The organism is Streptomyces sp. NPDC060035 (assembly GCF_042736635.1).
Lineage (GTDB): Bacteria > Actinomycetota > Actinomycetes > Streptomycetales > Streptomycetaceae > Streptomyces.
This window is the reverse complement of sequence record NZ_JBHWVO010000001.1, coordinates 234,232-249,883: the sequence shown is the minus strand read 5'-3', so window position 1 is coordinate 249,883 and position 15,652 is coordinate 234,232. Positions and strand designations below refer to the sequence as shown.

14 protein-coding genes and 1 pseudogene are annotated in these 15,652 nt (G+C 69.5%); 8 read left to right on the top strand and 7 right to left on the bottom strand.

Translation table 11 applies throughout. From position 1 onward, the window contains the following. Positions 1 to 62: 62 nt before the first annotated feature. Positions 63 to 1,847, bottom strand: coding sequence for an ABC transporter ATP-binding protein (locus ACFWBQ_RS01185; RefSeq protein WP_385482621.1), 1,785 nt, complete (start codon positions 1,845 to 1,847; stop codon positions 63 to 65). A gap of 108 nt (positions 1,848 to 1,955) precedes the next feature. Between ACFWBQ_RS01185 and ACFWBQ_RS01180 the strand changes: the two genes are divergently transcribed. Continuing rightward, entirely contained in the window at positions 1,956 to 2,372 is a 417-nt protein-coding gene (locus tag ACFWBQ_RS01180; protein WP_385482619.1) for a hypothetical protein, read from the top strand. A gap of 162 nt (positions 2,373 to 2,534) precedes the next feature. Here ACFWBQ_RS01180 and ACFWBQ_RS01175 read toward each other — a convergent pair whose 3' ends face one another. Continuing rightward, complete coding sequence (locus ACFWBQ_RS01175; RefSeq protein ID WP_385482617.1) at positions 2,535 to 3,143, bottom strand: TetR/AcrR family transcriptional regulator; 609 nt, start codon at positions 3,141 to 3,143, stop codon at positions 2,535 to 2,537. Between the two features lie 94 nt (positions 3,144 to 3,237). On the opposite strand from ACFWBQ_RS01175, the gene ACFWBQ_RS01170 reads away from it, so the two are divergent. Both ACFWBQ_RS01170 and ACFWBQ_RS01165 read left to right on the top strand, forming a co-directional pair. After that, positions 3,238 to 3,987, top strand: a complete 750-nt coding sequence (locus ACFWBQ_RS01170; RefSeq protein WP_385482615.1) for an SDR family oxidoreductase — start codon at positions 3,238 to 3,240, stop codon at positions 3,985 to 3,987. Positions 3,988 to 4,333: 346 nt separating this feature from the next. After that, on the top strand, positions 4,334 to 4,981 hold the full coding sequence (locus ACFWBQ_RS01165; protein WP_385482613.1) for an NADPH-dependent F420 reductase: 648 nt from the start codon (positions 4,334 to 4,336) through the stop codon (positions 4,979 to 4,981). A 305-nt stretch (positions 4,982 to 5,286) separates the two neighbouring features. On the opposite strand, the gene ACFWBQ_RS01160 is transcribed toward ACFWBQ_RS01165, so the two are convergent. Then, positions 5,287 to 6,231, bottom strand: a complete 945-nt coding sequence (locus ACFWBQ_RS01160; RefSeq protein ID WP_385482611.1) for an alpha/beta fold hydrolase — start codon at positions 6,229 to 6,231, stop codon at positions 5,287 to 5,289. A gap of 101 nt (positions 6,232 to 6,332) precedes the next feature. Between ACFWBQ_RS01160 and ACFWBQ_RS01155 the strand changes: the two genes are divergently transcribed. The 4 genes and pseudogenes from ACFWBQ_RS01155 to ACFWBQ_RS01140 form a co-directional block, all read left to right on the top strand. Further along, positions 6,333 to 6,740 carry a winged helix-turn-helix transcriptional regulator gene (locus ACFWBQ_RS01155; RefSeq protein WP_385482609.1) on the top strand — a complete coding sequence of 136 codons (408 nt, stop codon included), beginning with the start codon at positions 6,333 to 6,335 and terminating at the stop codon, positions 6,738 to 6,740. A gap of 150 nt (positions 6,741 to 6,890) precedes the next feature. After that, positions 6,891 to 7,031, top strand: coding sequence for a hypothetical protein (locus ACFWBQ_RS01150; RefSeq protein ID WP_385482607.1), 141 nt, complete (start codon positions 6,891 to 6,893; stop codon positions 7,029 to 7,031). Between the two features lie 669 nt (positions 7,032 to 7,700). Next, positions 7,701 to 8,243, top strand: coding sequence for a CAP domain-containing protein (locus ACFWBQ_RS01145; protein WP_385482605.1), 543 nt, complete (start codon positions 7,701 to 7,703; stop codon positions 8,241 to 8,243). A gap of 253 nt (positions 8,244 to 8,496) precedes the next feature. Further along, a pseudogene (locus ACFWBQ_RS01140) lies at positions 8,497 to 9,141 on the top strand (ThuA domain-containing protein); the annotation flags it as partial. A gap of 83 nt (positions 9,142 to 9,224) precedes the next feature. Here the strand turns inward: ACFWBQ_RS01140 and ACFWBQ_RS01135 are convergent. The 3 genes from ACFWBQ_RS01135 to xylB form a co-directional block, all read right to left on the bottom strand. Further along, positions 9,225 to 10,076 carry a hypothetical protein gene (locus tag ACFWBQ_RS01135; RefSeq protein WP_385482603.1) on the bottom strand — a complete coding sequence of 284 codons (852 nt, stop codon included), beginning with the start codon at positions 10,074 to 10,076 and terminating at the stop codon, positions 9,225 to 9,227. Beyond that, complete coding sequence (locus ACFWBQ_RS01130; protein WP_385482601.1) at positions 10,076 to 11,353, bottom strand: VWA domain-containing protein; 1,278 nt, start codon at positions 11,351 to 11,353, stop codon at positions 10,076 to 10,078. Before ACFWBQ_RS01130 ends, ACFWBQ_RS01135 begins: the two co-directional genes overlap by 1 nt. A gap of 71 nt (positions 11,354 to 11,424) precedes the next feature. Then, positions 11,425 to 12,906: a xylulokinase gene (gene xylB, locus ACFWBQ_RS01125; RefSeq protein ID WP_385482599.1), complete on the bottom strand. Its 1,482-nt coding sequence runs from the start codon at positions 12,904 to 12,906 to the stop codon at positions 11,425 to 11,427. A 234-nt stretch (positions 12,907 to 13,140) separates the two neighbouring features. Between xylB and xylA the strand changes: the two genes are divergently transcribed. Beyond that, positions 13,141 to 14,307 (top strand): xylose isomerase, encoded by a 1,167-nt coding sequence (xylA, locus tag ACFWBQ_RS01120; RefSeq protein ID WP_385482597.1) that lies wholly within the window; start codon positions 13,141 to 13,143, stop codon positions 14,305 to 14,307. 87 nt (positions 14,308 to 14,394) lie between these two features. Here xylA and ACFWBQ_RS01115 read toward each other — a convergent pair whose 3' ends face one another. After that, positions 14,395 to 15,651 (bottom strand): ROK family protein, encoded by a 1,257-nt coding sequence (locus ACFWBQ_RS01115; protein WP_385482595.1) that lies wholly within the window; start codon positions 15,649 to 15,651, stop codon positions 14,395 to 14,397. Between the last annotated feature and the right edge of the window lies 1 nt (position 15,652).

The window sequence follows — 15,652 nt, the reverse complement described above, 5'->3', positions numbered from 1 at the left end:
TTATGGAGTACGTGAGTTGTCGAGGGTAACGCCAGCCTGACAGGTGTTCGAACGTGATGGTCCTATGCCGGCCGCTTCGGCTGGAGCCCCGCGTACACCCCGCTCCCGCGCACCAGCTCCTCGTGCGTACCCACCTCGACTATGCGCCCCCGCTCCATCGCCACGATGCGGTCCGCCGCCTGGATCGTGGAGAGCCGGTGCGCCACCACGAACACCGTGCGGCCGTGCACCAGCCGGGCCAGGGCCTCCTGGACCAGCGCCTCCGACCGGGTGTCCAGGGCGGACGTCGCCTCGTCCAGAATCAGTACCCGAGGATCGCGGATCAGGGCCCGGGCGATGGCGAGGCGCTGCTTCTGCCCGCCCGAGAGCCGTGCCCCGCGCTCGCCCACGACCGTGTGGATGCCGTCGGGCAGCGCCTCGACGAACTCCAGTGCGTTGGCGTCCGCCAGTGCGCGGCGGACCGCCCTCTCGTCCGTATCGCCCATGCCGTAGGTGACGTTGTCCCGGATGGTGCCCTCGAACAGGATCGACTCCTGGGGGACCACGGACAGGAACTGCCGGTAGCTGCGCAGATCGAGCGTCGCCATGTCCGTGCCGTCGAGAAGGATCCGCCCCGACGTCGGCCGGATGAAGCCGATGAGGAGGTTCAGCACGGTCGACTTGCCCGCGCCCGACGCTCCCACCAGCGCCACCGTCTCACCCGGGCGGGCGGACAGGGTGAAGTTCTCCACCGCGGTGCCGCCCGCTCCCTCGTAGGCGAATCCGACCTGCTCGAAGTCGATGCGGCCATCGACCCGGTCGACCAGGTCCTTGCCCGCGTTGTTCTCCAGGTCGGGAGCCTGAAGCACCTCGCCGGCCGAACGGACCGACTCCAGGCCCTTGCTGATGACCGGGGCCAGGCTCAGCAGCGTCGTCATCGATCCGGTGAGGGTGGTGAAGAAGGCGCTCAGCATGACGACATCGCCCGCGGTCATCGGCAGCCAGCCGTGGTAGGCGACGAGGGCCGAGCCCGCGAGGCAGGCCACACCCAGCGCGTTCAGGAGGATCCAGGCGAGTGCACCGAAGCGGCCGTTGAGCAGATCGAGGCGCAGACCCGCGAGCAGCACCTGACGCAACGAGCCGTCGACACGGCCCAGCGCCGCGTGCTCCAGACCGTGGGCCCGGGTGATGGGGATCAGGCTCGTCATCTCGCTGACCCGGGCGGACAGCTGCTCGACCTCCTGCCGGAACGATTCGTTGTGACTGCGCAGCCTGGAGCGCAGTTTCATGACCAGGAGGGCCGCGAGCGGGACGACCACCAGGAACACCGGAAGGAAGGACGGGACCCGTACGGCGATGACGACGAGACCACCGATCAGCGTGACGATGCCGGCCAGTCCCATGTCGGCGGACTGCTGGACCATCTGCTCGACGGTCTCCACATCCCGCACCACCTTGGCCTGCAGGACCCCGGCGCTCGTCCTGGAGTGGTAGCCGATGGACAACTGCTGCATCCGTCGGCAGAGCGCGTCGCGCAGCGAGGTGCCCATGCGCCGCACGCTGCCGTTCAGGCAGCGCACATACAGCAGGTGCAGCGGGTAGTTGAGCACGAGCACGAAGAGCAGGGCGCCCGCGTTCGCCCACAGCTCCCGCTCCGGGCGGTGCTGGACGACGACATCGATGATGTTCGCGGTGATCAGCGGAAGCAGCCAGATGGGGCTGTGTTTGACGATGAAGGCGGCCACACCGAGAGCGAGCCGGCGCCGGTCGGGGCGCAGGAGATAACCGAGGGTACGAATGGGGTGTTCGCCCCGGTACCGGTGGTCGAGGGCGGAGAGCTGCCGTGGGAGGGAAAGCGGTTGCTGCATGCGATCAGCCAAACCCGATCCGGCCGGCCGTGCAAGACCGCTCTGTCGACTGCACCGTCCCCGCCTCGTTGGTCACGGAGTAACAGGCCGCGATCAAGAGAGCAAGTGATGGATGTGCGCGATGAGTTGATGGAGGGCCGACGGGCCATCCCTCGCCTCGGACCGGTCGTCGAGGTGAACCGGGCACATCCGGCGTACGCAATGCTCGACCCGGCGGGAGCCGAGGTCGAGCCGGTGACGGCGTTTCTGCGGGACCCGGCGCTCGGAGATTCCGGTCGGCTGACCTGCCGAAGCCACGGCTACGGACTGCTGCGGTGGTTCCGCCTGCTGTGGCTGCTGGGCGCCGGGTGGGAGCAGGCGAAGGAGTCGGAGGTCGCGGTGCCGACGGGTTGGCTGCGCTCGGCGGCCAACCCGCAGCGCCAGCGGCACCGGGCCGAAGCTCCGGTGGCCGGGACGGTCAATCTCCGTACGGGCAAGGCATCTTTGCGCGCCGGGTACGCGCCGTGCACGATCGGCCCCTGCTGATCCCATGCCCTCGACTCCGCCGGCCCTTGTTGCGGACAGCGTCCGCAACAAGGACACCCAGGGCAGAGCCCAGACTGCATGGGCTGCTCAAGATAATGGTCGTCTGTGAGAACCGGCTGTTACAGCAGGCAGTTGCTCGCGAAGACGAACGCCGGGCGGTGCTCAGGAGATCGGCCAGTTGCGTAGGGCGGCGTTGGCCATCTCCTGGAGTTCATCGCGGCCGACACCGCTCGCGGCCTGCACGGCGATGCCGAATGCCAAGGTGGTGATGTAGCGGGCCAGTAGCCCCGGATCGGTTTCCGGAGGCAGTTCGCCTTCGTCGATGGCTCGCTGGAACCGCTCCCGGACGCAGGAGCAGCCGTTGTTGCGCCAGGCGGCGAGAAGGTCACGGACTCCACGCCCGGAGTCGCTGGCGGTGAGGGCGCCCTGGACGCCCAGGCACCCGTGGGGGTGGGCCGGGCGGGTGGTGGTTCGGACGGTGCCCGTCAGGATCGCGGTGGCGACGCCGAGGGCGGTCGGCTCCTCCAGGGCCCGGGTCAGGTATGCGCCCGGGCCTTCGGTGTAGCGCTCCAGGGCCTTGCGGAACAGCTCCTCCTTGTTGCCGAAGGCCGCGTACATGCTGGTGGTGGAGATGCCCATCGCGTCGGTCAGGTTGGCCAGGCTGGCGCCCTCGTAGCCGTGCTCCCAGAAGACCAGCATGGCGCGCTCCAGAGCTTCGTCGGCGTCGAATCCTCGCGGTCGTCCGATCGGGCCGTTCTTCTTGGTCTCCACATCCGCAGTCTACCTCTTCTGTATCGATCGCTGCGGAAGTGCTACCGTTCAACTTCCGCATCGATCGATGCGGAAGTTGAAGGAGGCTATTCACGTGGGACTGCTTGAGGGGAAGACCGCTCTCGTCACCGGAGGCGGCACCGGAATCGGCCTGGCCAGTGCCGTACGACTGGCGGCCGAGGGGGCACACGTGTTCATCACCGGTCGGCGCACGACCGAACTCGACGCGGCCGTCGAAGTGATCGGTCCAGCGGCTACCGCGGTGATCGGCGACATCTCGAACCTGGCTGACCTGGACCGCCTCTACGAGACGATCCGCAGCCGGGGACGGGGCCTGGACGTACTGTTCGCGAATGCCTCCGTCGCCGCGTTCGAGACGCTTGAGCAGGTCACCGAACAGCACTTCGACGCCCTCTTCGGTATCAACGTCCGGGGCACGCTGTTCACCGTTCAGAAGGCTCTGCCACTGCTCAACGACGGCGCCTCGGTCATCTTGAACGGCTCTACCAACGTGGATGTCGGCGCGGAGGCGTTCGGCGTGTACGCGGCGACCAAGGCCGCCACCCGATCGTTCTCCCGGACCTGGGCCAACGAACTCAAGGGACGCGGCATCCGGGTCAACACCATCACGCCCGGCCCGACCGATACCCCTGGTCTGTCGGGGCTCGCTCCCGACCCGGAGCAGGCCGCCGGCCTCAAGCGGCAACTGGCTACGCAGGTGCCGCTGGGCCGGCTCGGGCGCCCGGAGGAGATCGCCGCCGCCGTGACCTTCCTCGCTTCCGAGCAGAGCAGCTTCATCACCGGTTCGAGCCTGTACGTCGACGGCGGCCTGAACCAGATCTGACGTGACGGCCGCACATCCGGCAAGAATGGCGGCGCCCGGCCGGCCCTGCCGCAGCGGCGCGAAGGTGACGCAGTGCACCAGCGGTTCCCTACCGCCGGCACCGCACACGGGCCCGCAGGAGACGCCGAGGGAAAGTCCGACCAGCGAGCGGCAAGTCCGTGCGCCGAGCAGGTCTGGACGATCAGGACGGTCACGGTCAGGTCAACCCGTCACCCTGGTCAACGAACGGTTCCGACGTGCACCCAGGTGCGGCGTCCTCGCCCGGCTCCATACGGCTACGGCATGCGAGCAAAGCCACGTCAGCCGGCGGCGCAACAGTCCCACCAGACGCTGAGGTAAAGGACCCATGACAGTAATCGGCATCATCGGCGCAGGCGAGGTCGGCAGCCAGATCGCGCGTGCGGCGATCGCGAACGGCTACGACATCGTTATCGCCAATTCACGAGGACCCGAGACTTTGAAGGACCTCATCGACGAGCTCGGCCCGTCAGCGCGTGCCGCAACCGCTGCCGGCGCTGCTGCTGCCGGTGAGTTCGCAGTCGTGGCGGTCGCCCTCAAGGTGGTCAACGACATGCCTGTGCCGGAGTTGGCCGGCAAGATCGTGCTTGACACGAACAACTACATGGTCTGGCGCGATGGCCATATCCCGGTCATCGACTCGGGTGAGATAACCGTTCACGGGCTGCGCCAGAAGCACCTTCCGCGATCCAAGGTCGTCAAGGCTTTCACGCACATCCAAGCTCCCCGCATCACCACCGCGGGTGCGGCGGCGGGCACCCCCGGCCGTCTGGCACTGTCGGCCTCGAGCGACTTTCCCGAAGCCGTGGAACTCGTGACGCGACTGTACGACCAGTTCGGGTTCGACACTGCAGACAACAGCCCACTCAGCGAGTCGTGGCGCAGCGGTCCAGGTCAACCCGCGTGGGTCGCGCACGAGCACCAGACCCGTGCCGAACTGACTGCCAACCTCGCCAGAGCGCGACGGATCGTCTGAGGTGAGTCTGTCCCTGGTTCACACAGAGGCGCGCGGCCCGTGTGGTTGCACGGGCCAAGCCCCCAGCAGGCTTCGACGGGAATGCGGGGACATCCTGCTCGCACGGATCGTGGCCCGGCGCTTGTTCGCTTCTGGCCCGCCGATCCACAGGGCACGTGCACCCGAGCGTCCACCCAAGCAGTACGAGAACCGGAAATGTCCCGTCGCATTGCATCCGGCGGATGATGGGCGCCTGACCTGCTGGGTGCCAGGTCATTTGAGAAGATGGCCCTCCAATTCCTCGAACTACCTGGCACCTGCGGAAGTCACGTTCGCGATGGCGGCAGAAGCGCGGACGGCGGGGCTCCTGGGTCCGCGCGAGGTGTGACGGTTGGCAGCGGTGAGGCGAGGAACGGTTCCAGAAGGCTGAGCAGCTTCTCGGGGCGGTGCAGCGGGATGATGTGGCCGCAATCGTCGATGGTGTGGCCGACGAGGTGGTCGGCGAGCGGCCGCAGTTGCTGTTCGAGGGCTCTGCCCACCGGGCGGGCTCCGATGGCCATGGTGGGTACGGTCAACCGGCCGGTACCGGCGGCTTCCTGGATCTGTTCGGCGCTCGCGGGCATTGCCCGGTAGTACGAGAAGGCGCAGCGCAGGGCCTCAGCCCCGGTGTACGCGTGGACGAAGGCGTCGCGGACGGCGGGATCCACGCCCTTTCCCAGAGAGCCCGTGCGCAGGAACCAGTCGACGTACTGGGCTTCGTGCCCGGTGAGTACGGTTTCCGCGAGTCCGGGTACCGCGTGGAAGCCGAACCACCACGGTGCTCCATGGGTGAGGAATTCCTCGGCGCCCGGCAGTCTTCCCAGAAGTGACTCCATGACCACGAGTTGGCGGACGAGGTCGGGACGTCGCATGGCAAGAAGAAAGGCCGGTGGGGTTCCGGCGTCGATGCCCACCACAGCCGCCGAACTCTCCCCGAGAGCGTCGAGGAGGGCTTCGGCGTCGGCCGCGAGCGTTCCGGCGTCGTAGCCGTCCATGGCGTGCGTACTCGCGCCTGTTCCCCGCAGGTCCGGTGCGATCACCCGGTATTGCCCGGCGAGGCCGTCCATGACATGGGTCCACAGTTGCCAGGTGTGCGGGAAGCCGTGCAGCAGCAGCACGGCCGGCCCCTCGCCGGACAGAGCCACGTTGAGGTCGACGCCGTTGGCCGTCACCCGCCGTATTTCGACGCCGGACGGGTGACGGCCAGGTATGCGGCGCGGTTCGGCAGGCACAGCGATCCTCCTGTGGTGGTTACGAATAGTGACAACACAACGATAGGTAACTACGGTGAGGGGGCCAAGACCGCACTTCTGCCACAGGTGGTGAGCTTCAGGTGACCTCCTCGACGCGGCGCCCCCCTCCCGGGAATCGTGGAGATCTGTTCGATCCGGGATGTCCGACCCGACGTCTGCTTGACCGGATCGGCACGAAGTGGACGTCCATGGCCATCAAAGTGCTGGCGGAGGCGTCCCCGGAGGAGGTGCGCTTCGCCGAACTCCAGCGCAGGATGGCCGGCGTCTCGCAGAAGATGCTGTCGGTCACCCTTCAAGGGCTGGCCCGTGACGGCCTGGTCAGCCGTCGGGTGGAAGCGTCGGTGCCACCACGCGTGCACTACGGGCTCACCCCACTCGGCCTGACACTGGAAGAACCACTGGCCAGGCTTCGCGAGTGGGCCGAGGAGCACATGGCCGAGGTCGACCGCGCAAACCAGCGCAGCCAGGAACACACAGCCGACGGCTGATCCCACCCGCAAGCCGGCAGGCAGAGCACCTCGGACGCGGGGAAGAACTCCGCTTCACGCCGGGCCGCGCTGGAGCGGGCCACCACCGCCGAGGCGGGCTCGCGCCGGGCGAACCTCGGGCCCACCGGGGCCCGGTGGCACGACAAGCTGATGGGCCGGCCGGGCGTTCCGCAGGCGTTTCAGTCCCTGGGCCGCGAGCACCACATCACCGTGACGGTCGGCATGAGCACCATCGAGTTGCGGGTCGGCATGAGCACCATCGAGTTGCGGTGGGGCGGCGGAACGCCCTGATCGGCCCGGACGGCACCCCGGCCGCCGTGGTGTCCCCGACTGGAACTGGTCGGTGGTGTTTACGGCCGTCACTTCCTGTCCCCGGCCCGGGGTGCGGGGCATGACGAACGCATCGTGCCCGGTGATCCCCGACTCGTGGGCCAGGGCGTACGACTGAAGGCAATACCTCTGCGCGGGGCTTATCCAGAGTTGTCAAGGGTCTGCGCAGCTCACGAACCATGCTGGGTTGTCAGGCATGTGAGGCACGTATTGCTGCGGACCCCCAGATCTTGCCCCTGCAAGAGGGACAGCCCTTAGACGTCATAGGACGAGCCCGCCGCGTCGGTTGCACTGAGATCCTCACTTGCCCCCGCAAGGGCGCCCCCCTGACGAATCTTCTTGTGAATTGCGAAGGTACTGGGGTGGTGATGTCCTGGAAGAGGAAGGCATCAAGGAGTGATAACTGCACTCCCGCGGACGAGGTGCATCAGGCTGGATATTTCGCCGGCGACGGAGCTCATCTCGGCGAGATGAGCTGATGAGGGCTCGCGTGTGTGCCAACCGAGCGGTCTGCATTGAGTTCCCGCTCTCACGGGCCCGTGACGAAGCCGTCCAGCCCCAGTCACTGAAGCCTGCGCCTGGTAGCCAGGCCGTACGTGTACGCCCTACGCATGGCAGGAGGGAATCGCGATGCCAGCTCACCCTTTTCTCAACCTCGTGACCGGCATGTCTTTTGAGGAAAAGGAACTGAAACGTTTCGTCACAGACGCACGTACATATCCCGAGAATTACCCGCCTCACGGGAATTCCGCAAGCGCTACCATGCCGCCTGGTGTCCCAGACTTCAAGCGTTCAGGATCGCTGACCGAGATAGCGCGCGCCCACAGCATCTTCTTGAAGGGCCAGGACAAGAACTGGGTTGTCGACGATCTCAACATGCACCGCGGTCCTGGCGGGGTACTGGTTTGGGAGGTTGGACAGCCGATTGAGCAGGCGGGGTTCCACACCTGGCGGTCGGAGAACGTAGCCGTGGGATACGACAGCGCCGAGAAAGTCGTGCGCTTCTGGATGCAAGATGATGAGAAATGGGGCTGGGGACATCGCAATGCCATCCTGTTTGATGACTGGTATACGCCAGACGACGTCCGCGAGGCCGGCTTTGGCTATTCGCAAGGTGGCCCATGGATTCACTACTGGACGCTGGACATGGGCAGGAGGACAGGGCCGTTCTAAATGCGGTCCGGATCGAGAGGTGGCTTGCCGGCGGTGAGGAGCCTCGGCGTCGAGCTGCGGCGGACCATCAGCGGACGGACGCCGTCGCGGCGCAGCCCGGGCCCGGCGAGGAACGTCTCGCCCAATGTCCCACGAACCACCCATGACCACACCGATACGCACCCGTCCGAGTGAAGTGCAGATAGGTTTCGCATCGTGGCGCGCCGGTCGCCGGCCGCCGGGTCTGTCGTGTCCGTACGTTCGAGGAGCGTCGATGTCCCGCACCGCGGTGCCCAGGGTTCTGCTGTACACCCGCACCACGGACTACCGGCACGAATCGATCCCCGACGCCCTCGCAGCGTTCCGGGAACTGGGCGCGGACCACGGATTCGCCGTCGACGCGACGGAGAGCCCGGAGGTGTTCGAGAACGGCCTCGGCGCCTATGAGGCCGTGGTGTTCCTCTCCACCAGCGGCGACGTCCTCACCCCCGAGGGGCGCGAGGGGCTCCGGGCCCACTGCGCGGCGGGAGGCGGCTTCATGGGTGTGCACGCCGCGGCCTGCACCGAGTACGGCTGGCCGTTCTACGGCGAGCTCCTCGGCGCCCGCTTCGCACGGCACCCAGCGCTGCAGCCGGGCACCGTCGTCGTGACGGACAGGGACCACCCGGCGACCCGACACCTCGGTCCGCGCTGGGACTTCACCGACGAGTGGTACGACTTCCGGGCCGCCCCGCGCGGCACCGTACGGGTGCTGGCCTCCGCCGACGAGTCCTCGTACGACGGAGGGGGCATGGGCGCGGACCACCCGCTCGTCTGGACCCATGAGTACGGCGGTGCCCCGGTCTTCTCCGCTCTCGGGCACACGCGCGAGGCGTACCGCGACGCCGCCTTCCGTGCCCATCTCCTCGGCGGACTCCGCCAGGTGATGTCCGGACGCGCCGGAGGGCTGCCGGCCGGGGCGCAGAGCCCGGCCGACAGCCCTCCGGCTGCGGCAGCAAGCGATCAGATGCCCGGCGGGACCCGGGACGGGCGCCCGCCCCCACGGGTCAGGCCGTAGCCGAACACGCCTGCCAGCGCCGCGAGTACGCCGCCGCCCACCGTCCACAGCCAGCGGTCCGTCCACCAGCCGGAGGCCCAGCCGTCCTCCGGCTCACTGCCGAGCGAGACGCGGGGTTTGTCCGTGCCGTCACCGGTGTCGGCCGCCTGTTCGACCGAGGATGCGCCCGGCACCAGCGGCTCGGCGAGCGTGCCGTCCACGTCGTGGGCGCCGCCACTGGAGAGAGAGGTGACCTCGGTCTCGGCGTGGACCGGCAGGCCCAGGTCCTCCTCGGCCACACCGACGACCGTCAGGCGTACGTAGTAGCTGCCGGGCAGCGGGTCGTCCGCCCACGGCTCGGACCAGGCTCGCACCGTACGCAGTACACAGGACAGCTCGACGGTGTCAGCGTCCGGCGCCGCCTTCCTGGTCTGGTGGCCGTACATGCAGGCCTGACGGCGGCGCAGCCCGTCGTACACATCGACCTGCCAGGTCGACGCACCGTGCCGGGCTGCGCTCTCCGGCAGAGTGACCTTCGCCCGCACGGTGGGGCGTTGACCGGCGTCGGCGGGGAACACCCAGTACAGGTAGTCACCGGTGGAGGCGTCCGCGGTGGCGGTCATGTCCTGCTGGATCGCCGTGGCGGTACGGAAGGTGGTGCCCGCCTCGGTCGGTCCGGCCTTGCCGTCCTCTGCGGGGCTCGCGCTCGCCGACGGGTCGTCGGCGACGGCACCGCCCGCCGAGGTGAACAGGGTGACTCCGGCGAGCAGCGCGCCCACACAGCCGCGCTTCATGGTGTTCCTGCGGGTGGTACGCATCAGTTGGTCCTCCATACGGCAACGCGCCAGCGTGAGATCCAGCCGGCCAGCAGGCCGGCGACCAGCCCGGTCAGGACCATGACGCCCAGCAGCCACCAGCCGCGGCCGAGGCCGAACGCGGCCGTGTCGGCGGCGTCGTCGGGTGCGGCCACCACGTCGATGGTCAGCTCGACGGGCATGCCGGGTGTGGTCTTCACGGACGCCGGTGCCGAGAAGGAGTTGCTGAGCTGGAGGCAGACGGTCTCGGCGGCGGGTTCGACGTCGTCGTCCGTGTCGTCCTGTTCGGCCTTCGGGTAGCGCAGGCCGGAAGAGATCACATCCGTACGCCCTGTGCCGGACTCCGCGCCCCGGACGATCTCACGCCCGTGCACGGTCACCGCCCGCAGCAGCACGCCGTAGTCGTTGTTGACGGCACGGTCCGCCGCCACGCTCACCGAGGCACGCAGCTCCTCACCGGGCAGCACGTCCACCCGGTACCAGTGGTGCTTCTCGAACTCCTGACGGTCGGTGTACAGACCAGCCTTCAGCTGGGGGGCCGCGGAGCAGCTGTTCGCGCCCTCGGTGGCCACCGGAGTGACGACGGGCTCGGCGGCCCGGTCCACCAACTGTTTCACACGGCCGGAGAGTTCGTCGGTGTGCTGGACGGCTGTGTAGGTTCCGCCGGTGGCCTCGGCGATGCAGGTCAGCTGCTGCCTGATCTTGGCGTCGGGCACCAGGCCCAGAGTGTCGATGACCAGGTGGATCCCGCGGGCCGCGATGTCGCGCGCGACCTCGCACGGGTCGAGCGGGCCGCAGGTGTCCTCGCCGTCGGTGATCAGGACGATCCGGCGGGTGGAGTCGCCGCCCTCGAGGTCGTCGGCCGCGCCGAGCAGGGCGGGGCCGATCGGGGTCCAGCCGGTCGGCGCCAGTGTGGCGACCGCGGCCTTGGCCTCGGTGCGGTCGAGCGGGCCGACCGGGTAGAGCTGCTTGGTGTCCTTGCAGCCGGTCTTGCGGTCGTCGCCCGGGTAGTCGGCGCCGAGCGTCCTGATGCCGAGCTGTACTTCCTCGGGCACCGCGTCCAGTACGTCGTTGAACGCGTGTTTGGCGGCGGATATCCGGGACTGGCCGTCGATGTCACGGGCGCGCATGGAGCCGCTGACGTCAAGGACCAGTTCGACCTTGGGTGATGCGGGGGAGGAGGGTTCGTCGGCGGCGGCCGGGAGCGCGGTGCCGAGCCCGGCGGCCAGGGTGGCGAGCAACACGCACACCCCGGCCGTCAGCCGTTTTCTTATGATCATCGCCGGATCCTATTGAAGATCCGCAGTCATCCCCAAAAGCAGTCCGCGGGACGCTTGTTCAAGGCTCCGGCTCAGCCGCCGAGCAGCGGCTCCGCTGCGCGTTCCAGCACCGAGCCGACCCGCTCCCACGTCTCCGTATCGCGTTCCACGGGCGGGAGTTGAGTGTCCTCGGCCTTCTCGTTCCAGCGGGTGGCCACCGCGACCGGGTCGCCGCCGCCGACCGCCGACGCGGCGAGAGCCGCGGCGCCGAGCGCGACCAGTTCGCCGCTGCCGGGCACGATCAGGGGCCGCCCGGAGAGGCGACGCACGGTCTCCACCCACGTACGGCCCTGGGCACCGCCGCCGATCAGCCGCAGCGGCCGGCCGGTGACGTCGGGGTCGGCCGGGTCCAGGCCGCATGCGCGCAGCAGTTCGTCGAGCGCGCGCAGCACGGTGAAGGCCGCACCCTCGTAGGCGGCGCCCAGCAGCTGCTGCGGGGTGGTGTCGTGCCGGAGGCCGGTGAGGAGACCGGCCGCGGTGGGCAGATCCGGGGTGCGCTCGCCGTCCAGGTAGGGAAGGAGCACGGCCGCGCCACCCGGCGTCGCGTCGTCGCGGTGCAGACCGAGCAGGGTGGCTACCTTGTCGACGGCGAGGGTGCAGTTGAGCGTGCAGGCCAGCGGGAGGTACGTCCCGTCCGCCGCTGCGAACCCGGAGAGGGCCGTGGACGCGGGCCGGGACCTGGATGCGGCGAAGACCGTACCGGAGGTGCCGAGGCTGAGGACGGGGTGGTCCAGGAGGCCGGCGCCGCCGAGGCCGAGGCCGACGGCGGCGCTCATGTTGTCCCCGGTACCGGCTGCGACGGCGATCCCGGCCGGCAGGCCGAGGGCCTCGGCCGCCGCGGGGGTCAGTGAGCCGATCCGGGTCGCACCGGTGGCGGCGACCGGGGGAAGCAGCGAGGCGTCCAGGCCGAGCAGGTCGAGCAGCTCGGGGTCGTAGGCGCCGGTGTCCGTCGAATACCAGCAGGTGCCCGAGGCGTCGCCCGGGTCCGTCGCGGCCGTGCCCGCGAGCCGCTCGGTCAGGAAGTCGTGCGGCAGCCGTACGGCCGCGGCCGCGGAGGCGTTCGCCGGATCGTTCTCGCGCAGCCACTGCCATTTGGACGCGGTCATGGCCGCGACCGGCACGGAGCCGGTGCGGGCGGTCCAGGCCTCGGGTCCGCCGAGTGCGGCGGTGAGGGCGGCGGCCTGCGGGGCGGAGCGGGTGTCGTTCCACAGCATGGCCGGGCGGAGCGGCCGGCCGGCCTCGTCGAGCACGACCAGGCCGTGCTGCTGTCCGGCGACGGCGATACCGGTGACGGCGGACGCGGAGAGCCCGGATTCCTTGAGCCCGGCGGCGACGGCGTCGCACAGGGCCCGCCACCAGACCTCGGGGTCGCTCTCGCGTGCCCCGCCCTCGCCCGTGACCACGTGCGGGGCGCGGCCGACGGCGAGCAGCTCGCCCGTCTCGGCGTCGATGACGGCTGCCTTGGTGGACTGGGTGGAGCTGTCCACGCCGATGACGACGGTACGCGGCGGCATGGGCTACCTCTTCTCGTGCAGGGATTCCGGTCGTACGCAGGGGGCGCGCAGATTTTGGTTGTGCGACAAACAAATTACGTGATCGAAGGCGTCCGGAACAGAGGCGACCCCTGTTTCGTCGTACGAGGGGTTACGTCGGCAGGGTGCCCCGTGCATGATTAGTCATGCGACTGAACAAATTCGTCCGGCCAGGACGGCCGGTGCCGACCCGACGCATGCGAAGGCGGACAGACGATGACGGAACGCTTCACGCCCACCCCGGCGGACAAGTTCAGCTTCGGCCTGTGGACCGTGGGCTGGCAGGGCCGCGACCCGTTCGGTGACGCCACCCGGGCCGCGCTCGACCCGGTCGAATCCGTGCAGCGGCTGGCCGGGCTCGGCGCCTACGGTGTGACGTTCCACGACGACGACCTCATCCCGTTCGGCTCCACGGACACGGAGCGCGAGGGCCACGTCAAGCGGTTCCGGCAGGCACTGGACGCCACCGGGCTCATCGTGCCGATGGCGACCACCAACCTCTTCACGCACCCGGTTTTCAAGGACGGCGCGTTCACCGCCAACGACCGCGACGTGCGCCGCTACGCGCTGCGCAAGACCCTGCGCAACATCGACCTGGCCGTCGAGCTGGGTGCCACCACCTACGTCGCCTGGGGTGGCCGCGAGGGTGCCGAGTCCGGCGCGGCCAAGGACGTGCGGGTGGCACTGGACCGCATGAAGGAGGCCTTCGACCTCCTGGGCGACTACGTCACCGAGCAGGGCTACGACCTCCGCTTCGCGATCGAGCCGAAGCCGAACGAGCCCCGCGGCGACATCCTGCTCCCGACCATCGGACACGCCCTGGCCTTCATCGAGCGCCTGGAGCGCCCCGAGCTGGTCGGCGTCAACCCGGAGACCGGCCACGAGCAGATGGCCGGCCTGAACTTCCCGCACGGCATCGCCCAGGCACTGTGGGCGGGCAAGCTCTTCCACATCGATCTCAACGGCCAGTCCGGCATCAAGTACGACCAGGACCTCCGCTTCGGCGCCGGCGACCTCCGCCAGGCGTTCTGGCTCGTCGACCTGCTGGAGAGCGGCTACGAAGGTCCCCGGCACTTCGACTTCAAGCCGCCGCGTACCGAGGACTACGACGGTGTCTGGGCCTCCGCCGCGGGCTGCATGCGCAACTACCTGATCCTCAAGGAGCGTGCCGCGGCCTTCCGCGCCGACCCGGCCGTGCAGGAGGCCCTGACCGCCTCCCGCCTGGACGAGCTGGCACAGCCCACCGCCGCCGACGGCGTCGCGGGTCTGCTCGCCGACCGCTCGGCGTACGAGGAGTTCGATGTCACCGCCGCGGCCGAGCGAGGCATGGCGTTCGAGGCCCTGGACCAGCTCGCGATGGACCACCTGCTGGGCGTGCGCTGACGGTTGGGTACGGGGGCGGCCGGGTCAGCCAGTACGGGTGCGGGTCAGTCTGTAGCGGGCAGGCTCCGCCCGTCCCCGTACAGGCGATCAGGCCTCCACCGGAGCGGGCCGTGCGTACGCCACGGGATCCGCCAGCACGTCCTGCACCACCAGCGCCGCCGCACCCCGTGCCGCGTCACCCGCAACGGAGGACGCACGCAGCCGGCCGCTGCCCCGCGACCAGAGGCCGGACACCACGCGGCCCGTCAGCTCCTCGTCGGCCGGCGGCGAGAGCCACGGCATCAGGCCCCGGTAGATTCCGCCGAGCACCACCGCGTCCGGGTCGAACAGATTCACCGCGCCGGACAGTACGCGCCCCAGCATCAGGCCCGCCTCGGCGACAGCGCCGAGCGCTCGGGCTTCGCCGGCCTGGGCACGCCGTTCGAGCTCCATCACCCCGGCGGCCCCGCCGCCGGCCTCCTCGATCCCGGCCGACCGGAGCAGCGCCGTCTGGCCCGCGTACTGCTCGAGGCAGCCGCGCGAGCCGCACCGGCACTGGGGACCTGCCGGGTCCACGACCACGTGCCCGATCTCCCCGGCGAAGCCATGAGCACCGCGCAGCAGTTCGCCGTCGAGCACCAGGGCACCACCGACACCGATCTCGCCCGTCAGATACAGAAAGCTGCGGACCGTGCCGAGCCCGCCGAACCACAGCTCCGCCAGCGCCGCCAGATTCGCCTCGTTCTCCGAGCGCACCGGCAGCCCGGGCGCACCGGGGCGCAGCCCGCTCAGGGCGTCGGCGAACAGTTGCCCGGCCGCGACCCGGTTCCAGCCCAGGTTGGGCGCCTGGCGGACCGAACCGCCCGAGACGAGACCCGGCAGCGCGAGTGTCGCCCCGACCGGGTACAGGTCCTGCTCCCGCGCCGAGTCCAGGGTGCGCGCGGCGATCGCGGCAGCCCGCGCCAGCACCTCGCCGGGTGGGGCGCCGCGGTTGTCCAGGTGCTCGGTCTGCCGGACCCGGCCGGTCCCCGCCAGGTCCACGACGCACACCGACACGTAGTCGATGTTGATCTCCACGCCGAGGCCCGCGGGCCCGGTGCGGGCCACCTTCAGGGCGGTGCCGGGGCGTCCCGCCAGCCCGCTGAACGTCTTGCCGGACTCGGTGACGAAACCGCTGTCCAGCAGCTGCTCGACGAGGGAGGACACCGCGGCCCTGGTGAGCCCGACCCGGGCCGACACCCCGGCCCTGGTCGCCTCGCCGGCCTCGCCCTCGTCCCGAACGGCGCGCAGTACGAGGCTCAGGTTGTGACGCCGCACGGTGTCCTTGTCCGCCTTGGACCCCAGTGGAGTGAGGTAGCTCTTCATA

Bases quoted from the DNA above. Each gene is read 5' to 3' on its own strand.
- ACFWBQ_RS01185 (WP_385482621.1), bottom strand. From the start codon at position 1,847: ATGCAGCAACCGCTTTCCCTCCCACGGCAGCTCTCCGCCCTCGACCAC.
- ACFWBQ_RS01180 (WP_385482619.1), top strand. From the start codon at position 1,956: ATGGATGTGCGCGATGAGTTGATGGAGGGCCGACGGGCCATCCCTCGC.
- ACFWBQ_RS01165 (WP_385482613.1), top strand. From the start codon at position 4,334: ATGACAGTAATCGGCATCATCGGCGCAGGCGAGGTCGGCAGCCAGATC.
- ACFWBQ_RS01150 (WP_385482607.1), top strand. From the start codon at position 6,891: ATGGGCCGGCCGGGCGTTCCGCAGGCGTTTCAGTCCCTGGGCCGCGAG.
- ACFWBQ_RS01145 (WP_385482605.1), top strand. From the start codon at position 7,701: ATGCCAGCTCACCCTTTTCTCAACCTCGTGACCGGCATGTCTTTTGAG.
- ACFWBQ_RS01135 (WP_385482603.1), bottom strand. From the start codon at position 10,076: ATGCGTACCACCCGCAGGAACACCATGAAGCGCGGCTGTGTGGGCGCG.
- ACFWBQ_RS01130 (WP_385482601.1), bottom strand. From the start codon at position 11,353: ATGATCATAAGAAAACGGCTGACGGCCGGGGTGTGCGTGTTGCTCGCC.
- xylB (WP_385482599.1), bottom strand. From the start codon at position 12,906: ATGCCGCCGCGTACCGTCGTCATCGGCGTGGACAGCTCCACCCAGTCC.
- xylA (WP_385482597.1), top strand. From the start codon at position 13,141: ATGACGGAACGCTTCACGCCCACCCCGGCGGACAAGTTCAGCTTCGGC.
- ACFWBQ_RS01115 (WP_385482595.1), bottom strand. From the start codon at position 15,651: ATGAAGAGCTACCTCACTCCACTGGGGTCCAAGGCGGACAAGGACACC.